Source organism: Peribacillus sp. SRI_006 (genome assembly GCF_057586375.1).
Genome location: NZ_JBYCZT010000017.1, coordinates 102151 through 119048 on the forward strand (window position 1 = coordinate 102151; position 16898 = coordinate 119048).

The window sequence follows — 16898 nt, forward strand, 5'->3', positions numbered from 1 at the left end:
ATAGGAGGCGCAACATTATGAATAAGGAATGGTTAACTAATTTGGTTGGGAAAGTTCTAAAGGTAGATAGAGGAGGGCCTGAATCTCGGACAGGATTATTATTAGGGGTATATGATGACCACTTATCGATTTTAACTGAACAAGAAGGTGTTATCTACTATAAAACCGACCATATAAAAAGTATTACTGAGAATGTAAAGAAGGGGTTCCAATTTCAATTGGAAATTCCCGAAGATTTTACTTTTAAAACAGCTGCAACTTTTAAAGGCTTACTAGATGACCTTAGAAATCAATGGGTAAATATTAACCGAGGCGGTCCTGAGAAGCTTGAAGGCGTACTTCATGATATTAATGATGAATTTGTAACGTTAATACTAAACGAAGAAGTTATTCGCCTGTCAATGTTCCATATCCGCAGTATCAGTTACGGGGCAAGAGTAGAGAAACAAAAAGAAGATGAAAAATCGGAAAAAAATAAAAATAATAAAGACGATGGAAAATCGGAAAAAAATAAAGATAATAAAGCTGAAGAAAAAGAAAAATAGTATATCCCATAAATGATGTGTCGCTTCTGAACAGAAGCGACCATCCAACTAATAAGGGGGGACATCAGATGAAAAAACAAAATTTTCAAGAGGCACTTCATTCACTGATAGGTTTTAATGTAAGTATCATTTCCGATGATAAAACCGTTCATGATGGGGTGGTACTGGATGTGAAAAGTGACTTTATTGTCATTCAAATGAATCCAGATAAACCATGTTATTTTAACTTAAATCAGGTGTATGCCTTATCAAAAAACACCAAAGAATTCCAGGCCCAAATACTTGACCACGAACCAACACAAAAACAAAGTTTTACAGAATTAATAAATGAACTCAAAGGCCATTGGGTGACAGTAAAAAGGGATAATAATTTAACCTTTGATGGATTTTTAAGTACCGTAACTAATAATTATATCGTTTTAATAAATAAGGATAAGCAACTTTATGTCCAATTATCAAATATACTTTATATTTTCAAAGGGATAGATAATAAGGAATCATCTGATAACAAACAGCAGGAAAATAAAGACGAAAAAACTGAAAGTAAACAGGCAGAAGGAGATCAAGCTAAGGAAAGTGATTCCAAGCTGATGGAAGACGCTGAAGTTAATTCCAAAGAGAAGGAAGAGCCGGTTGAAGAGAAACAAGAACAGGCCATTTTAACCATTGGAAAAGAAGGACCAGCTTCACCAACTGAAAGAAGTGCACATCCGGAAATTTTATCTGTCATGAAAGAAGAGCAGGTTGGACAGAAACAAGAACAGGACATTTTAACTATTGGAAAAGAAGGACCAGCTTCACCAACTGAAAGAAGTACACATGCAGAAGTTTTATCCGATGTAAGAGAAGAACCGACTGTTCAATCTTCAGTAAATGAAGTGAACAAAAATCAATCCAATGTAAAGAAAAGTACTAATAAATATAAGAAACAAAAATCCACTGAAAAAAACAAAAATAAAAGTAAGAAGGATGTAAAGAAAAGTACGGATAAAAATAATAAACAAAAATCACGTGAAAAAAAGAAAAAAGAAAGTAAGAAGGAAAACCCTTCAGTAACTAATAATAAAGATAGAAAAGACGAAATCCAAGAAAACCTGACTGAAGTATTCAGGGAATCAAACCCTCAAGAAATGAACGAACAATCCGCGAAGAAAAATGATTTAAAAGAAAAAAGAAAACTGATAGATAAGAAATGTTACGAATTAATGAAGTCCACTGAAAAAATGAATACAGACAACGGAAATCAAAAAAACGAATATTATTCATTAACGAAATTTGCTGAAAGAATGCAGGGGAAATTGAAGGCAAAACGGTTAAAGCCTTAAGATACAATTCAAGGCTAATTGAAAGGAGGACATGGAATGATGATTTTGTTTTTTTCTGTAATTGGGGGAGTCTTCTATTCTTTTTTTGTAAAACCTCAAAATCATACCACTCCTGATACCGTGAAAATTACACCATCCAAAAACAAGGCGGCGGAGGTAAATGCTTAGTTCACAAATTGTCTTGATGACAATAATTTTCACTTTAACAATTATTCTCATGTTATGGAGACCATTTGGGATTAACGAAACGATACCTACTACAATAGGTGCCTTGACTGTATTAGTTGCAGGCATTGTTCCTTGGATGGATGTTTTAAATATATTTGATATTATCAGGGGCGCTTCTTTAACCATATTATCCACCATCATGATGTCCATTGTACTTGAGAGCATTGGTTTTTTTAGGTGGATTGCTTTAAATATCATCATCCGGTCTAAGGGTTCAGGGGTTAGATTATACGTTTACACTAATCTCCTATGTTTTTTCATGACCATGTTTTTCAATAACGATGGAAGTATCCTTATCACAACACCTATCATTATTCACATTGTAACGTTACTAAAGATTAAACCTCACCAAAAAATCCCCTTTCTAATATCAGGAGCTCTAATTGCAACGGCAGCGAGTGCCCCAATAGCAGTAAGCAATATTTCCAATTTGATTGCACTAAAAATTGTAGGACTGAGCCTTAATAGTTATATCAATATGATGTTTGTTCCTTCAATGATAGGGATTTTAACCATCGGGTTATTACTTTATCTCTATTTTAAGAAGGACCTTCCAAGGAAGATTCCCAGTGTACCTGTAAAATGGGATAATACCTTTTCACGCTATGTACAAACTCATCCACTCGATGTAAAACAACAATCCGAAGATAATGATTGGAAATTGTTTAAAATGAGTTTTGCAATCGTCATTTTAACTCGGGCGAGCTTCTTCGCACTTACACCATTTGGGGTTCCCTTGGAATTGATCGGTATGGTGGGAGCGTTCCTTTTAATAATACTGAGATGGTATAAAACCAAAACTGGTCTTAGCGATATTGTAAAGAAAACACCGTGGCATGTTCTTTTATTTGCTTTCAATATGTACGTGCTGGTATATGGTTTGAAGAATGTTGGCTTGAATGATTATATCGTCAGCAATTTAAAACCCTTAATAATGGACAGCCCATTCAACGCTACCATGATCATGGGCATATTATTAACGGTCCTATCCAATTTATTTAACAATCTTCCTGCAGTCATGATAGGGACTTTGTCGATAACGGAGATGGGATTGGATCCTCACCTTGTACAAATTGCTTATCTTGCTAACGTGATTGGAAGCGATATAGGTGCTTTGTTAACGCCTGTTGGTACGCTGGCTACATTAATTTGGATGTATATATTGAAGAAACACTCCATCAATATCTCCTGGGGAAAGTATCTTAGGGTTACCTTTTTGATAATCCCTATAGGGTTAATCGTAAGTTTAATCTCGCTGTATTTTTGGACCACTTGGTTATTAAAGTAGGAAGGAGGGGTGATTATGAATAAAATCTTACAAAAGCTCAGAGGAGAAACAATTAAAATAGAAATTTCCGGAAAGAAATTCTTTTTCGGTACACTGGTTGATACTGGAATTGATGTAGTGGTTATCTTTAATGGAAAGGATTTTGTGTATCTCCCAATAATTCATATTCAAAATTGCAAAGTAAATACTACGGAAAACGAGGAGATTTCCCTTCCTGTAGACTCACCTGGAATTGAAGCTGAGGAAGAATTATCACTACGAAAAACTCTTTTATCTGCGAAAGGGATGTTCACGGAAATATACGTAACTGGTAACCAGCCTTTACACGGTTATATAACAAAGGTGATGAATAATTATTTTGAATTCTATTCACCAGTTTATAAGACTATGTATATACCTTTATTTCATTTAAAGTGGATAATCCCATATACGGACAATCAAACTCCTTATGGTTTAAGTAATAAGGATCTTCCTGTACATCCTTCAAATCTTTCATTGGCAAGAACCTTTGACGTACAGGTGGAAAAACTGGTCGGTAGCTTAATTATTTTTAATATAGGAGAAAACCCTAATTTAATTGGAAAAATTAACAAGATAGAAGATAATTTTGTTGAACTTATTACGGCTAGGGAGGAACCTGTTTATTTAAATCTTCATCATATTAAGACAGTTCACCTACCCTGAATGAAAGGCAGCAAATATGCTGCCTTTTGTTTTTTCTTCTCTAAAGTGTGAACAAGGTGAGAGAACTTTAAGAAAACCCACATCTTACATATGAATATTTTTGTGAAAAATAGGTATTTTGAGAGTTGGAAACCATAATGCAGAGAGCAAAAGTTTAGGAATTTTTTAATGATTAACTTTCTGCATTTAGCTGTCGCTTTTTGAGAAAGAACACCTGAAGCCACCCCTTAAAATTCATATTGAAAAACTGATAGAGCCGCTCAAATGGTTGTCGAATTTTTTAGAATTTCGAACAGTCATCTTGGAGAAGATGATAACTGAGAAGGGAGAAGGGAGAAATAAAAACGTTTTTCACGATCTGTCTTTAAGGTATTTTTATCTTATTGAACTAAATGAATTTTTCTTGAAGTAGAAAATATGCTTTGAATGAAGAACAAGAGGGGCGACCTGGCCTATTGGTTTTTTAAAAGCAGACGGTACAGCGGGAATCTTAGAGGTTTTCACTGTACCGTCTTTAATTAAGCGGTGTGAAAAATAAAAATCTTCAAGTTTTTTTGTGTATATGAGAGTTTTCTTTGGGATACGGCTGTATATAGAATCCATCCGTTTCTGACCATTCTCCATATAGGATATCCTCAATTTTTTTATAATTCCTCTTCTGAAGCCCTTCCAGAAGCCAATCTTTTGATTTTTTCACGGATCGAAGTTCTTCCTCTTTTATTTTGCCTTCTTCAATTACTAAAATAGAAGGTGCTTCATCCCTAGGATTGAGGTCAAACATATCTGGTGTGATGCTTCCCGCCTTAGAATGAAGCTTTACACTGATGTCCCCGCCAGGCTCAAGATATAAATCTCGCACTTCCCGGAGAGTGAACACCCCCTGTTTCCGCAGCATGGTTCGAACCTGTTCAATTTCCAGGTGATTTTTTTTCATTTGTTTTATATCCAATTTGCCATTACGAATAATCAAAGAAGGATGTCCTTTGAGCAATTTTTTCATGCGATCACTTTTTTGAGCGCAAATCTCAATGATATAAACGGAAATCCCCCAAAGGCAAATGGCAAATAGAATCTGCCAGATCGACACTTTTTTATCGTAAATGCCTTCTTCCAGAATGCCGCCTAATACTAAAGCGTAAATAAAATCAAAGGGGGTCACTTGAGACATTTCTTTCTTTCCAAGGAGCCTTGCCACTGCCAGGAGTCCAGCCAGCCCAATCACCAGCTTCGTTGCTATTTCCAGATAAATCATTTTATCACCTCACCTTTTTTTCCCTTTCTCCCTTTTAACAATCATTTAAACCAAATTGCACCTGGTATTTATATCACACGGGTGAGTACCGTTTTCTGCAATTCTATTAAATAAGAATACCCAACATCAGAGGCGGTATTGTCCTATTAAATAAAAGAAGACGGTACAGCGAGAATCTTAGAGATTTTCACCGTACCGCCTATTTTAAATGAACATAAAGTTGTTAAAGTGCCTATTCATTACCAATCATTTTTCAAAACAATTTTTCCTATCGCCTTGCCTGACTCCAAGTACTCATGAGCTTTTGAGACTTCATCAAACGTAAACATGTTTGGATCCACAAGCGGGCGCAACTTACCTTCCTCAACCACCTTGGCTACCTTCTTCAAAATCTCTCCATATTGCTTATGCATGTCCTTATTTAATATCTTCAACAACATAAAGGTAACATGGAGGGAAAGTCCCTTCGAATGCACTGGGGAGAGGTCATGAGTCGAACGGGCAGCAATGGCTGCCACCGTTCCATGTACCGCAGCCGCCTCAAAAGAGCGATCAAGGTTTTCTCCCCCTACCGTGTCAAACACAACGTCAAATCCTTTTCCATCTGTATATTTTTGTACATAGTCGTGAACGCTTTCTTCTCGATAATTGATCGTTACATCTGCCCCAAGGCGCGTGCCAATCTCCAGCTTCTCTTGCGAAGAGGCAGTAGTATAGACTGTCGCGCCTTGCCATTTGGCCAGCTGAATGGCAATGTGGCCTACACCGCCGGTTGCTGCATGGATCAGTATATCTTGACCAGGGGCTAGATGTGCCCGATTGAATAATGCTTCCCAAGCGGTAATGGCAACCAGTGGTAAAGCAGCGGCTTCTTCCATCGTCAAATTCTTCGGCTTGTGAGCAAGTAAATCAGCATCTGCAAGCATGAACTCTGCAAGTGCACCGCCAGTCCCTTTAAAACCACCTGCGCATCCAAACACTTCATCGCCAACTTTAAACTCAGTCACTCCTTCTCCCACTGCAGATACCAAACCAGCGACATCACCATGTAAAACGGCTGGAAACTCGGGTGAAACGGCTGGAACTGCACCAGCACGGACTTTCGTATCAATAGGATTTACACTTGAAGCCTTGACTTGAATAAGGACATGTCCAGGTTTTAATTCGGGTTTTGAAACCTCTTCAAGCTGAAATACGGATGGATCGCCAAAAAATTGAATGATTTGTGCTTTCACTTTAGTCACTCCTATTTATTTTTATGGGGAATTTCTCATTGCCTATGCCTGTTAAGGATTGCAGGGAATAGGATGAAATGTAAGAATATTTAGTCTTTACTTGTAAAATCAATGATACTTTATCTACTATAAAATTAAAAGTTACGCACATTTTTTAAAGGGAATTAAGAGAAGTCTCTTAAATCATTAAAATATAATATGATTAAGGGCTATCAAGGTATTTGGCGAAGTTTCAGTAATATGTGGAATTGTAACTTTATCGTATGAAAAGTTAATGAACTAACGGGGTATGTTAATTATTGAATGAATTCGTGAAAATGGCTTTAATGATCAAAGGGGGAGAAGGATGGAAATTCGTTCAGTGAAAGGGTCAGATTACTATGCCATATCGCCGCTAATCAATGAATGGTGGGGAGGAAGGCAAATGTCTGATATGCTACCGAAATTATTCTTTGATCATTTTACAAATACAAGTTTCATAGCCGAAAAGGAAGGGAACATAGTCGGTTTCCTAATAGGGATTCTATCTCAATCTCAGCCTGATGAGGCATATATTCACTTTGTCGGAGTGCATCCTGAATACAGAAAAAATGATATCGGAAGACAGTTATATAATCAATTTTTCCATGTCGTTTATCAAAATGGCCGCAATGTTGTGCGTTGTGTAACATCTCCAGTCAACAAATCTTCAATCGCCTATCATACCAAGATGGGATTTGAAATGGAAGAGGGAGATACATTCATTGATGGTGTTTCAGTCCACTCTGACTATGACGGACATAATCAAGATAGAGTTTTATTCGTGAAACAGTTATCAATGAACTAAGGTCGACCAGTAAAAATCCGGTCGACCTTTTTCTTATAGAATCCACTAAGGCAGGACTGGACTGTCAGCTAAAGCGGGTTTTATTTATTGCTAATGCTGCCCGGAATAGCATATTTCTCTTTAGAACCTCATAATTGTCTAATCTGCTCATTGTATGCCCCTTCATTTCTTCTTCTTGGGCAGCTCTTCTTTTATGGTCCTATAGGGACAGGATAGTTCAACAAGGATAAGATATAATTTGGATTAATATACATAATTTTAAGAAAAATAGAAAGGAAGCATGAATATGACAGAAATGTTACCACTGACATCGGAGAATTTGGAGCTATGCATCGAACTCTACATGAACGTTTTTAATCGTGAACCATGGAATGAAAGATGGACCTATGAAACGGCTAAAGAGAGACTTTCCGACTTATTGCATACACCTAAATTTCTTGGGTTTTTATTTCATATTGATCATAAACCAGTTGGTTTCATTGCTGGAAATAGTAAAGTGTCTGATCAAGGTTTAACGTATTATTTGGCAGAACTTTGTGTGAATAATCAAATGCAAGGAAAAGGGCATGGCTCAAAAATGCTTCGAGCTTTAGAAGCTGAACTGCAGAAGAGAAAGATTAAAAGTCTATATCTATTAACGGCCAATGACGGGCTTGCAGAAGCATTTTATCTGAAGAATGATTATGTTGTAAACGAAGATAGGGTGGTCATGAAGAAAAATTTTTTGAAAAATAGTCAAGGGACGTGATGGAATTGTCGAAATCTGTAAAGTTGTATCAATTAAGCCGAAAAGTACATAAATGGACTGGATTGGTTTTATCCATTTTTTTTATGTTCATTGCAGTCACGGGCCTCGTGCTTGTTTATATGATTCCACTCGGAGTGGCTGATGAGTTAAGGACGGGGAAAGAGGCAAGTCCAGATCAAGCGATACCCATGGAGAAGGTCGTGTCCATTGCTGTGTCTCAGGATCTACCAGGTGCGGATTCGGTTGAAGATATTTTTAGAATCGAATATAGGCCAAGCGCAAATGTGTACCAGGTTCGCTTTAATAACGGTCAAGGTGTCCAAATGGATGTGAGTACGGGAAAAGTGTTATCCACAAATCCGGATTACTCGACGTTCCTGATTACTTTGCATGATGGAACCTTCTTTGGTGATTGGTATAGATACAGTATCCTCACAATGACGGGTTTATCCTTAATCCTGCTCTCGTTTTCCGGGTATTACATGTTCGGGTATCCTCTCTATAAGCGTTTAATGGCGAATAAAAGGAAATCTTAATATGAGGTGGTAATGTGTCCATAAAAGGGTTGAATCACTTTTTATTTTCAGTTTCTGATTTAGACAGTTCCATAGAATTTTATCAAAAGGTTTTTGATGCGAAATTATTAGTTAAGGGACGAACCACAGCTTACTTTGATTTGAATGGAATGTGGATTGCCCTGAATGAAGAAAAAGATATTCCCCGTAATGAAATAAGCCAATCATACACACATATCGCCTTTTCCATAGAAGAAGCCGACTTCATGAACATGTACGAGAAAATGATCGGATTGAATGTAAACATCCTGTCAGGACGTCCAAGAGATGAAAAAGATAATAAGTCCATTTATTTCACTGATCCAGATGGTCATAAGTTTGAGTTTCATACAGGGACTTTACAAAATAGAATAGATTACTACAAACAAGAAAAAGCCCATATGGAGTTTTTCGACTGATAAGTAAGCCATCTTCAAATGAAAAGGGGAATGTTCATGAAAACTATTGGCCTTATTGGCGGCATGAGCTGGGAGTCATCGTTGGAATATTATCGAATCATCAATGAAGAGGTAAAAGCCAAATTAGGAGGATTGCATTCAGCCAAATGCATTTTATATAGCGTGGACTTTGAGGAAATCGAACGCTGCCAAGCTGAAGGGGATTGGGAAAGCTCCGGCAAATTATTAGGCGATGCAGCCCTGTCTTTGGAAAAGGCTGGTGCCGAAATGATTCTAATTTGTACAAATACGATGCATAAAGTGATTGGATATATTGAAGAAAAAGTCAGTTTACCGATTTTGCACATTGCTGATTCAACGGCAAAACAAATTCAAAAGTCCAAAATCAGTACGGTTGGTTTACTTGGCACTAAATATACGATGGAGCAAGACTTTTATAAAACACGAATTGAGACTAATGGTATCAAGGTCCTGATACCAAATGAAGAGGATAGAAAAGTCATCAATAAAGTGATTTATGAAGAATTATGTTTAGGTGAAATTCAACAATCATCAAGGGATTATTACAAAAAGGTTATCAAGGGGTTAGTTGATGATGGAGCGGAAGGTATAATACTAGGCTGCACAGAAATTGGATTACTAGTAAAACCCGAGGATTCCGAAGTGCCATTATTCGATACAGCTGTCATACATGCCATCGAATCCGTTAATATGGCATTGGAAAAATGAAGTGATCACATTGTGCTTTAAAAAGGAAGGTTGCTGCGGCAGCCTTTTTTTGTGGAGCTGAGAGTAGGTTGATTCAGGTAAAATAACCAAATTAATGTAATTGTGTGTTAAAGTCTTACTAGAAGATATGGTATTCGAATTTAAAGGGAGATAAAGATGCGAAATGTAACATATATATTTATTACTAGTTTAATTTGGATCTTATCAGGAACTTTTTTGTTCATCCATAATAGTAAGGGTCTGATGAATGTTAGTCCTTGGGGGATGCACACTTTTGAAAATATAACGATTCAAATAGCGGTTATTCTATTACCGGTTATTGGACTATATTTGTCAATTCTTATTAAGAAGAGAGTCATAAAGTACGTAATGATTTTAGGGTGTTTAATGAATATTTATTATCTCTCCATTCCATGTATCTTTGCTTGGATACATTACTTTCAGGTCATTTGATACAGTAAAACACTTTTGAATTTATATTTCAGTAAAGGAGACGATGTGATTTGCTTAAGATTGATACAGTTTTTTCATATGTTCTTCTCGGAGTAATAGTTTTTTATGCCTTGGAATGGTTAGCTGTTGGTTCAGGTTTCGGGGTACTTGTTGGCGGAAGTTTTGGTTTACTTTTATATATAGCTAATCATTTTAGTAAAAATCAAAAAACAATGGGCAATGCGGAAGAACCTGATGACAAGCAATAAATATTAATATCCTAGGCTAACGGGTGCTTTACATTAATAAAAGGGTTGCTGTGGCAGCTCTTTTTCTTAAGGAACAAACGGGGCGGGTTAGTTGAACAAGAGATTCCATAAAACCTCATTTTCTTATACAGCTCCTGGGCTTCTTTAGAAGCTTGTTTTTTATATGTTACCTTCCTATATGAATAAAGGCAGCTTTCAGTTTCTTGCTGAAAGCTGCCTTGTTAATATTTAAATTTCACTATATAGGGATATATCTACATTAGTCTAACTATCATAGCTCTTTGCTTGGACTTTTCCGAGACCAAACAACTACAGGAATAAGCACTAGTGACAGAATGGCTCCAGAGAGTGATAATGCTGCAAAACTAGAATGAGCGACTACCATTCCTGATACCCCACCACCAGCTGCTCCTGACAGTGCAAATAGTACATCGACTGATCCTTGTGTTTTTGCACGTACAGATGGGTGCGTTGAATCTATAATGAGAGCAGTCCCGCTTATTAAACCAAAGTTCCAGCCCAAACCTAGCAGTACTAACGCCAGGGTAAGCAGTGGCATTGAACCTACGGGTGCAAAAGCTGCCACCAATCCTGAGGTTAGGAGTGTAGCACCAGAAGCAACAGCCATAGTAATACGGCCAAGCTTATCTACCAGTATACCTGTCAATGGTGAAGGAAGATACATAGCTGCTATATGGAAACCTATAACTAATCCTACTTCTCCCAAACCATGTCCATGATGTCCCATATGAATTGGTGTCATTGTCATAATGGCTGCCATGACAAATTGAGTCAAAATCATAATTAAAGCCCCTACAACAACACCCTTTTTGTTTATGGTAGCATTCTTTAAGTTTGTCCCTGTCTGTACGCTATCGCTTTTTTTCTTAGCATTCGCAATAGCTGTGGACACAACCAAAGGGTCTGGACGAAGTAAAATTAAGATAAATAATCCGGCAATAATAAAAGCAGCTGCTGACAAGATAAAGGGGCCAGCCAAGGTTGGAACACCAATTGAATCAGCAAATTCCCCCATTCTATTGACCAAGTTAGGACCAACAACGGCACCCAAGGTAGTGGAAACCATGGCCATGCTTGCAGCAGTTGCCCTTTGTTTATCTGTTGCAAGGTCTGTCCCTGCATATCGCGCTTGTAGATTAGACGCTGTACCAGCTCCATAAATAAAAAGAGAAATAAATAAAAGTGGGATGCTGTTGGTTAAGGCTGCAATTATAACACCAATGGCACCTAACCCACCTGCAAGGAAACCGCCTGCAAGTCCTGCTCTGCGGCCAAAACGTTGCGAAGACCGGCCAATAAGCAGGGCAGCTCCTGCAGAACCTAAAGTAAATAGGGCAGTTGGAATTCCTGCCGCATTTTCAGTCCCTAGCATGTCTTGTGCAAGAAGCGCTCCTACTGTTATACCGGCTCCAAGTCCTGCTCCCCCAAAGATTTGTGAAAGAATCAAAATTCTTAATGTTTTTTTATAAAGGTGTATTTGTCTTTCTGGTGAATCAATATATTCTTGCAGCCATATAGGCTGGTGTGTTGAGGCATTTGTATCTTTTGCTGACATTGTCATGAACTTTACCTCCTAACGAAATATCCTTGTAGCTTTTCATGTTTGGATGTCATCCTTGGAACATTTCATATCGTCATTAGAAGAAGCTCATAATTAAATTTCGATAATTATGAGCTTCTTTTATTTCTTATTTTTAAATAGGAACGTGACACTATTTGTCGGTGTTCATATTAAAATTTGTAGGATTCACCATCTTCTGGTACTAACATTTTACTTGAGAATCCTTTTTCTTTACTAAAGTTTTTTAATTCTTCTCTAGATAGTGTCCAATGGTTAACAGCTTCCATATGAACAGAAATAACCTTAGCATTAGGAGCAGCCTTGTGTACTTCATAGATGTCTTCTTTTCCCATAATGAGAGAACCATATTCTATCAATTGATTATCTCCGCCATTGACAACAATTATATCTGGTTTATGGGTATCCAATTCTTCCTGTACACCTTCATACCAGACTGTATCACCAGCTACGTACAATGTTTTTTCACTTGGATGTTTAAAGACAACGCCGCATACTTCCCCCATACGCTTTAATAGTTCTTCTCCTCTTCCATGCTCGCCTCTTGTTTTAACTAATTGGATGCCTTCAAAGACAGTGTCCTTTGTTAATACCTCTACATTGTGGAACCCGGTATTTTGGACTTCCTTTGCTTCTTCTTCATTTTGAACGAACATTTTAATATCTTTTCGTAATAGTCTTTGCGCTGCTTCGTCAAAATGGTCTAAATGTAAATGAGTCACAATGACTGCATCAACTCCACTAATAATATCGTCAGCAGAGGTTGGTAAACTCACTGAAGGATTGTTTTGATCTTGCCTAATCGTACCAGGGAAAGACGGGTACGTACCTTTCTCTGCTAACATAGGATCAATTAAAAACTTTTTATTTGCATATTCTACAACTATCGTTGCATTTCGAATTTGTGTAATCTTCATCTTTACAACTCCCTTTCTTTTCATGTGTTCACTAACAGTGTTAAGTGTATAATATGAGCAGTATTCAAATACACAGATAAATTAAAGTGTTTTAGGCGTTTGACTTTATTTTTGAAAGGAGTTGACGTTCAGATGGATCAAACAGATAAGCGAATTATAGAGGAGTTATGTAGCAATAGCCGGATTACGATGAAAGAATTAGGGGAGAGAGTTCACTTAACAGGACCGGCAGCCGCAGCTAGAGTGGAGAAATTAGAGGACAATGGGGTTATTGAGGGTTATAGCATTAAAGTGAATCAAGCGAAATTAGGTTGCTTTACGTATGCCTTTATCAATATCTATATAGAAGGTACACATCATCAACCTTATCTCTCATTTATCCAAACAAAGGAAGGATATGTCATCAATAATTATAAAATCAGTGGAGATAGCTGTTATCTTTTGGAGTGCAGGTTTCCAAGTAATGAAGCGTTAAATCAATTTTTATTAGAGTTAAACAAGTATGCAAACTATAAATTATCGATCGTTATAAGTAAATAGGGCATGAATAAACATGGATATTTGTGAATAGTCACATTTAAACTATAGGGTGCTTGAATTGAACAACGAATGCAGCAGGGACACCTCGTTTTCTTATTCACAAGTTAGTATAGGAAGGACTGTACTTAAACTAATGGGTGGTTTAGCTGAAGATCGGAGCTGTCTTTAAGGCAGCTTTTCTTTATGGAGCTATAGGACAGGTTAGTTGAAGAAGAAAACGAATTGATTGGTGTTGAATTAAATGCCTAACTATATTTTTTATACAAAGATATAACTGCTAGGCAGGAAAAATATTTAGACAGTTGGTCAGAATATATTGAATAAGGAAAAAGAGTCGCAAAGCGACCCTCCTCTAAGATTCTCCGTATTTAACATATTAAGTATTTATTCAACGCTTGTTGTAAAGTTCCTAATGTTTGTGCCTTTTCATTTAATCTCATGCCTAAGCGTATCATATTGCTAGCCACTTCAGCTCTTAACCCGGTAATCACAGTGGTACATCCCATTAATGAAGTGCCGTCAATAATCCTCATTAAATGATCAATTACCTCAGTCTCCATTTCCATAATTCCAGATAAGTCCATAATCAATGTTTGAATACGTAATTTTCCAATCTCTATTAAAACTTTTTCCTCTAGAATATTCGTTCGGTAAAGATCAACCGCACCAATTAAAGGCAAAATACATATAGTGGGTGTTATTGGGATTATTGGCACAGAAAGATTTTCGACCAATTCTCTTTGAGCCATTATCAATGAATCTTTGTATTGAGAATATGTGATAAAAAAAACATTTAAAAACCTGTCTACTTGATTATTTATTTGTTTTTCTACCGAAAAAAAATCTTCATTTATAACGTGATTCGTTACCTCGTTATATCCTTGTAGGAACTTCCACAAAGTTCTTCGAATGGCTTGCACCCACTCTAATTTGAAAGTTAATGGTATTTCGTGTGTCGCCCAAGCTATACCTTCTTGTTTAGCAAATGATTTAAGCTCTTGTTCTTCACCCTCAATAATGTATCGAACCAGCTTACGGGCATTATTTATCAGGTCAATATTACCGACCATTAATATTTCTTCAATTTTGTCTTTCACATTAGATGCTTCGTTTAATAATGAATCTTCAAAATCCTCGTTATTTTCTTCGATGAATTTCATTAATTTATATATATCAAGTGACAAATCCATAATTTAATCTCCTTTTTTTAAATATGCCAAATCATAAATACCCTATTATTATAATTACTAAACCCATTTACACAAAAAACTTCTAATTTAAAGGAAAATGGATGATATTTATGTAAATTAATATTGTGAAGATTTCTACTTAAACTAAAGGGTGCTTTACTTCAATAAGGAAGGTTGCTGAGGCAGCCTTTTTCTTATGGCACTAACGGGGCAGGTTGTTCGATTAAAGAAATGTACATTGGCATATTTTCCTTACATTAGTAGAGAGTTTAGTTGAAGAAGAACTGAATAAATAAAAACAGCCAGGTTCTGGCTGTTTTTATTGTAAAAAATCCGAATGCTTGAAATAAAAACCAAAATTCAATCAGATTTATGGGATAACTTTATTAATTCCAGTTTTTCTCTATAAATTGAACTGCAGGATTTAAATTTGTTTTGTTAGCAATTGAAATGAGAGCTGGAACCACAGAAGGGTCCGTTTTGGAGAAATTAGGGATCCGTGGATTTAACCGAAAAAAACGATTTCCTAGAAGCTGAGAACTGACCATGGATTCATAGTAACCGGATCCACTAGCGACAATCTGAAGAAATGGCAGTAAGGGTTCATTGGGAGATCGGTCCAAAAGAACTCCCCAATTTGGGGGAAGGTTCTTCATATTTTCGGGACGTATGTTATCTGCACTTACCATCCCCCACCCCTTCGTATCTCTTCTTAATCGAGTCGGCTCTTCACCTGTTCCAATGGATAATACCGCAATTTGATCCAACGGCTGTTTGGCCTTCCCCACCGCAAATGCGATACTGGCTGTACTGGGGTTGGTTGTTACTGTATACCCATCCACGTAGTTTTGATAGGCTCGTTGCGTCGCGGGAGCACCACTGCTCCGTAGTATTACATCACTCGCTTTCTCATTTAAATAGGGAGAGCCAGGAAAGTTGTGGAATAACACAGGAGTCCAACGATTCAGCTCCGGTGAGAATAAATGAAATGCAGGTACAACAATTCGTCTTTTTAAGTCTTTGAGGAGAAGATCTGATGGGAAAAATGTTTGTACCGCTTTAATGAAACCAGAATATGGCAATTGTTGGTTAAAAACAGGTCCACCTGGTCGGGAAACGCTGAAAGCCGGCAGGATTTTATCCTTAAAAAACTGGAGTGTCTCCTTCGGCGATCTTCCACTTGCTAACGCAAGGGCAGTGAATGAACCGATTGAATTTCCCGAAAAAACATTGGTTCGACTAATTAATTTTGGGTTTTGCCGAGCCAGTCTGTTCAAAAGTTGTAAACTTAAAGCACCTAAAGTCCCGCCTCCATCAAAGGACATGATCCGATATTTTGTCAAAGCTATTTCTCCTTTCCAATCTGGTCACAAATATCACTCAGTATATGTTTATTTTTCAGGAGCCGGATTATGTAGCTAAACAGAACAGATACACATACACTAATTTTAATGCTGTTAACCATCCATCTCGGAAGTGGAAGACAATACTGATGGTTCTTATAACTCATTAAAATTTTGCACTTAAACGCACAATAAAAGGTGCTATATGGGCTTAAGCTCTACTGAAGTGGAAAAAGATTAATTTAACTAGTAACGAATAATTTAATAAGAAAGGAGTTTGTAATATGGATAACCCGCAACAAAGAAATAACCACAATTCATCTAAACTTAGGAAACAACAAATATACTCGAAACCACATATCAACCTGAATCAGCAAAGAATAAAGAACTCATTAAGCTGCTTTGATAAAAGATTACCCCCGAAGCAATGTGATTTTTTTCCATTTGATTGTGATTGTCCTCCGGGACCAACAGGACCAACAGGACCAGCGGGACCAGAAGGACCAGCAGGACCAGCTGGAGGACCAATAGGACCAACAGGGCCACAAGGACTTCAAGGAATTCCAGGGCCAGTAGGAGCTACAGGAGCTACAGGAGCACAAGGACTTCAAGGAATTCCAGGGCCAGCAGGAGCTACAGGGCCACAAGGACTTCAGGGAATTCCAGGGCCAGCAGGAGCTACAGGAGCACAAGGACTTCAGGGAATTCCAGGGCCAGCAGGAGCTACAGGGCCACAAGGACTTCAGGGAATTCCAGGGCCAGCAGGAGCTACAG

General features: G+C 37.4%; 18 protein-coding genes and 1 pseudogene. 13 read left to right on the plus strand and 6 right to left on the minus strand.

The features are described 5' to 3' along the window. Window positions 1–17: 17 nt before the first annotated feature. The 5 genes from AC2YHV_RS22705 to AC2YHV_RS22725 all read left to right on the plus strand — a co-directional run bounded on the left by AC2YHV_RS22705 (window position 18) and on the right by AC2YHV_RS22725 (window position 4070). Window positions 18–545, plus strand: coding sequence for a hypothetical protein (locus tag AC2YHV_RS22705; RefSeq protein ID WP_370020592.1), 528 nt, complete (start codon window positions 18–20; stop codon window positions 543–545). Window positions 546–613: 68 nt separating this feature from the next. Further along, window positions 614–1870 (plus strand): DUF2642 domain-containing protein, encoded by a 1257-nt coding sequence (locus AC2YHV_RS22710; protein ID WP_487374224.1) that lies wholly within the window; start codon window positions 614–616, stop codon window positions 1868–1870. 36 nt (window positions 1871–1906) lie between these two features. Continuing rightward, on the plus strand, window positions 1907–2038 hold the full coding sequence (locus tag AC2YHV_RS22715) for a hypothetical protein (RefSeq protein ID WP_487374225.1): 132 nt from the start codon (window positions 1907–1909) through the stop codon (window positions 2036–2038). Beyond that, complete coding sequence (locus AC2YHV_RS22720; protein WP_487374226.1) at window positions 2031–3386, plus strand: arsenic transporter; 1356 nt, start codon at window positions 2031–2033, stop codon at window positions 3384–3386. Before AC2YHV_RS22715 ends, AC2YHV_RS22720 begins: the two co-directional genes overlap by 8 nt. Window positions 3387–3401: 15 nt before the next feature. Beyond that, the gene (locus AC2YHV_RS22725; protein WP_487374227.1) at window positions 3402–4070 is read left to right on the plus strand and encodes a DUF2642 domain-containing protein; all 669 of its coding nucleotides are present in this window, start codon (window positions 3402–3404) and stop codon (window positions 4068–4070) included. A 544-nt stretch (window positions 4071–4614) separates the two neighbouring features. On the opposite strand, the gene AC2YHV_RS22730 is transcribed toward AC2YHV_RS22725, so the two are convergent. After that, window positions 4615–5322, minus strand: a complete 708-nt coding sequence (locus AC2YHV_RS22730; protein WP_487374228.1) for a DUF421 domain-containing protein — start codon at window positions 5320–5322, stop codon at window positions 4615–4617. 239 nt (window positions 5323–5561) lie between these two features. Continuing rightward, on the minus strand, window positions 5562–6557 hold the full coding sequence (locus AC2YHV_RS22735; protein WP_487374229.1) for a zinc-dependent alcohol dehydrogenase family protein: 996 nt from the start codon (window positions 6555–6557) through the stop codon (window positions 5562–5564). A gap of 346 nt (window positions 6558–6903) precedes the next feature. Between AC2YHV_RS22735 and AC2YHV_RS22740 the strand changes: the two genes are divergently transcribed. From AC2YHV_RS22740 to AC2YHV_RS22765, 6 genes are all read left to right on the plus strand, one after another. Further along, window positions 6904–7383 carry a GNAT family N-acetyltransferase gene (locus AC2YHV_RS22740; RefSeq protein WP_034304445.1) on the plus strand — a complete coding sequence of 160 codons (480 nt, stop codon included), beginning with the start codon at window positions 6904–6906 and terminating at the stop codon, window positions 7381–7383. Window positions 7384–7669: 286 nt separating this feature from the next. Next, on the plus strand, window positions 7670–8131 hold the full coding sequence (locus tag AC2YHV_RS22745) for a GNAT family N-acetyltransferase (protein ID WP_098936265.1): 462 nt from the start codon (window positions 7670–7672) through the stop codon (window positions 8129–8131). A gap of 5 nt (window positions 8132–8136) precedes the next feature. Beyond that, the gene (locus AC2YHV_RS22750) at window positions 8137–8667 is read left to right on the plus strand and encodes a PepSY-associated TM helix domain-containing protein (protein WP_161784819.1); all 531 of its coding nucleotides are present in this window, start codon (window positions 8137–8139) and stop codon (window positions 8665–8667) included. 14 nt (window positions 8668–8681) lie between these two features. After that, complete coding sequence (gene fosM / locus AC2YHV_RS22755) at window positions 8682–9104, plus strand: FosM family fosfomycin resistance protein (protein WP_487374230.1); 423 nt, start codon at window positions 8682–8684, stop codon at window positions 9102–9104. 36 nt (window positions 9105–9140) lie between these two features. Beyond that, on the plus strand, window positions 9141–9833 hold the full coding sequence (locus AC2YHV_RS22760) for an aspartate/glutamate racemase family protein (protein WP_106027919.1): 693 nt from the start codon (window positions 9141–9143) through the stop codon (window positions 9831–9833). Window positions 9834–10336: 503 nt separating this feature from the next. After that, the gene (locus tag AC2YHV_RS22765) at window positions 10337–10534 is read left to right on the plus strand and encodes a hypothetical protein (RefSeq protein WP_063575108.1); all 198 of its coding nucleotides are present in this window, start codon (window positions 10337–10339) and stop codon (window positions 10532–10534) included. A 271-nt stretch (window positions 10535–10805) separates the two neighbouring features. On the opposite strand, the gene AC2YHV_RS22770 is transcribed toward AC2YHV_RS22765, so the two are convergent. Both AC2YHV_RS22770 and AC2YHV_RS22775 read right to left on the minus strand, forming a co-directional pair. Beyond that, window positions 10806–12116 (minus strand): MFS transporter, encoded by a 1311-nt coding sequence (locus tag AC2YHV_RS22770; RefSeq protein ID WP_098866345.1) that lies wholly within the window; start codon window positions 12114–12116, stop codon window positions 10806–10808. A gap of 170 nt (window positions 12117–12286) precedes the next feature. Continuing rightward, window positions 12287–13051 carry an MBL fold metallo-hydrolase gene (locus tag AC2YHV_RS22775; RefSeq protein WP_487374231.1) on the minus strand — a complete coding sequence of 255 codons (765 nt, stop codon included), beginning with the start codon at window positions 13049–13051 and terminating at the stop codon, window positions 12287–12289. Between the two features lie 132 nt (window positions 13052–13183). On the opposite strand from AC2YHV_RS22775, the gene AC2YHV_RS22780 reads away from it, so the two are divergent. Further along, entirely contained in the window at window positions 13184–13591 is a 408-nt protein-coding gene (locus tag AC2YHV_RS22780) for an Lrp/AsnC family transcriptional regulator (protein WP_034304420.1), read from the plus strand. A 368-nt stretch (window positions 13592–13959) separates the two neighbouring features. On the opposite strand, the gene AC2YHV_RS22785 is transcribed toward AC2YHV_RS22780, so the two are convergent. After that, complete coding sequence (locus AC2YHV_RS22785) at window positions 13960–14781, minus strand: STAS domain-containing protein (RefSeq protein WP_098866343.1); 822 nt, start codon at window positions 14779–14781, stop codon at window positions 13960–13962. A gap of 386 nt (window positions 14782–15167) precedes the next feature. Beyond that, on the minus strand, window positions 15168–16124 hold the full coding sequence (locus AC2YHV_RS22790) for a patatin-like phospholipase family protein (RefSeq protein WP_475469017.1): 957 nt from the start codon (window positions 16122–16124) through the stop codon (window positions 15168–15170). Window positions 16125–16408: 284 nt separating this feature from the next. On the opposite strand from AC2YHV_RS22790, the pseudogene AC2YHV_RS22795 reads away from it, so the two are divergent. Continuing rightward, window positions 16409–16898, plus strand: a pseudogene (locus AC2YHV_RS22795) (hypothetical protein); the annotation flags it as partial.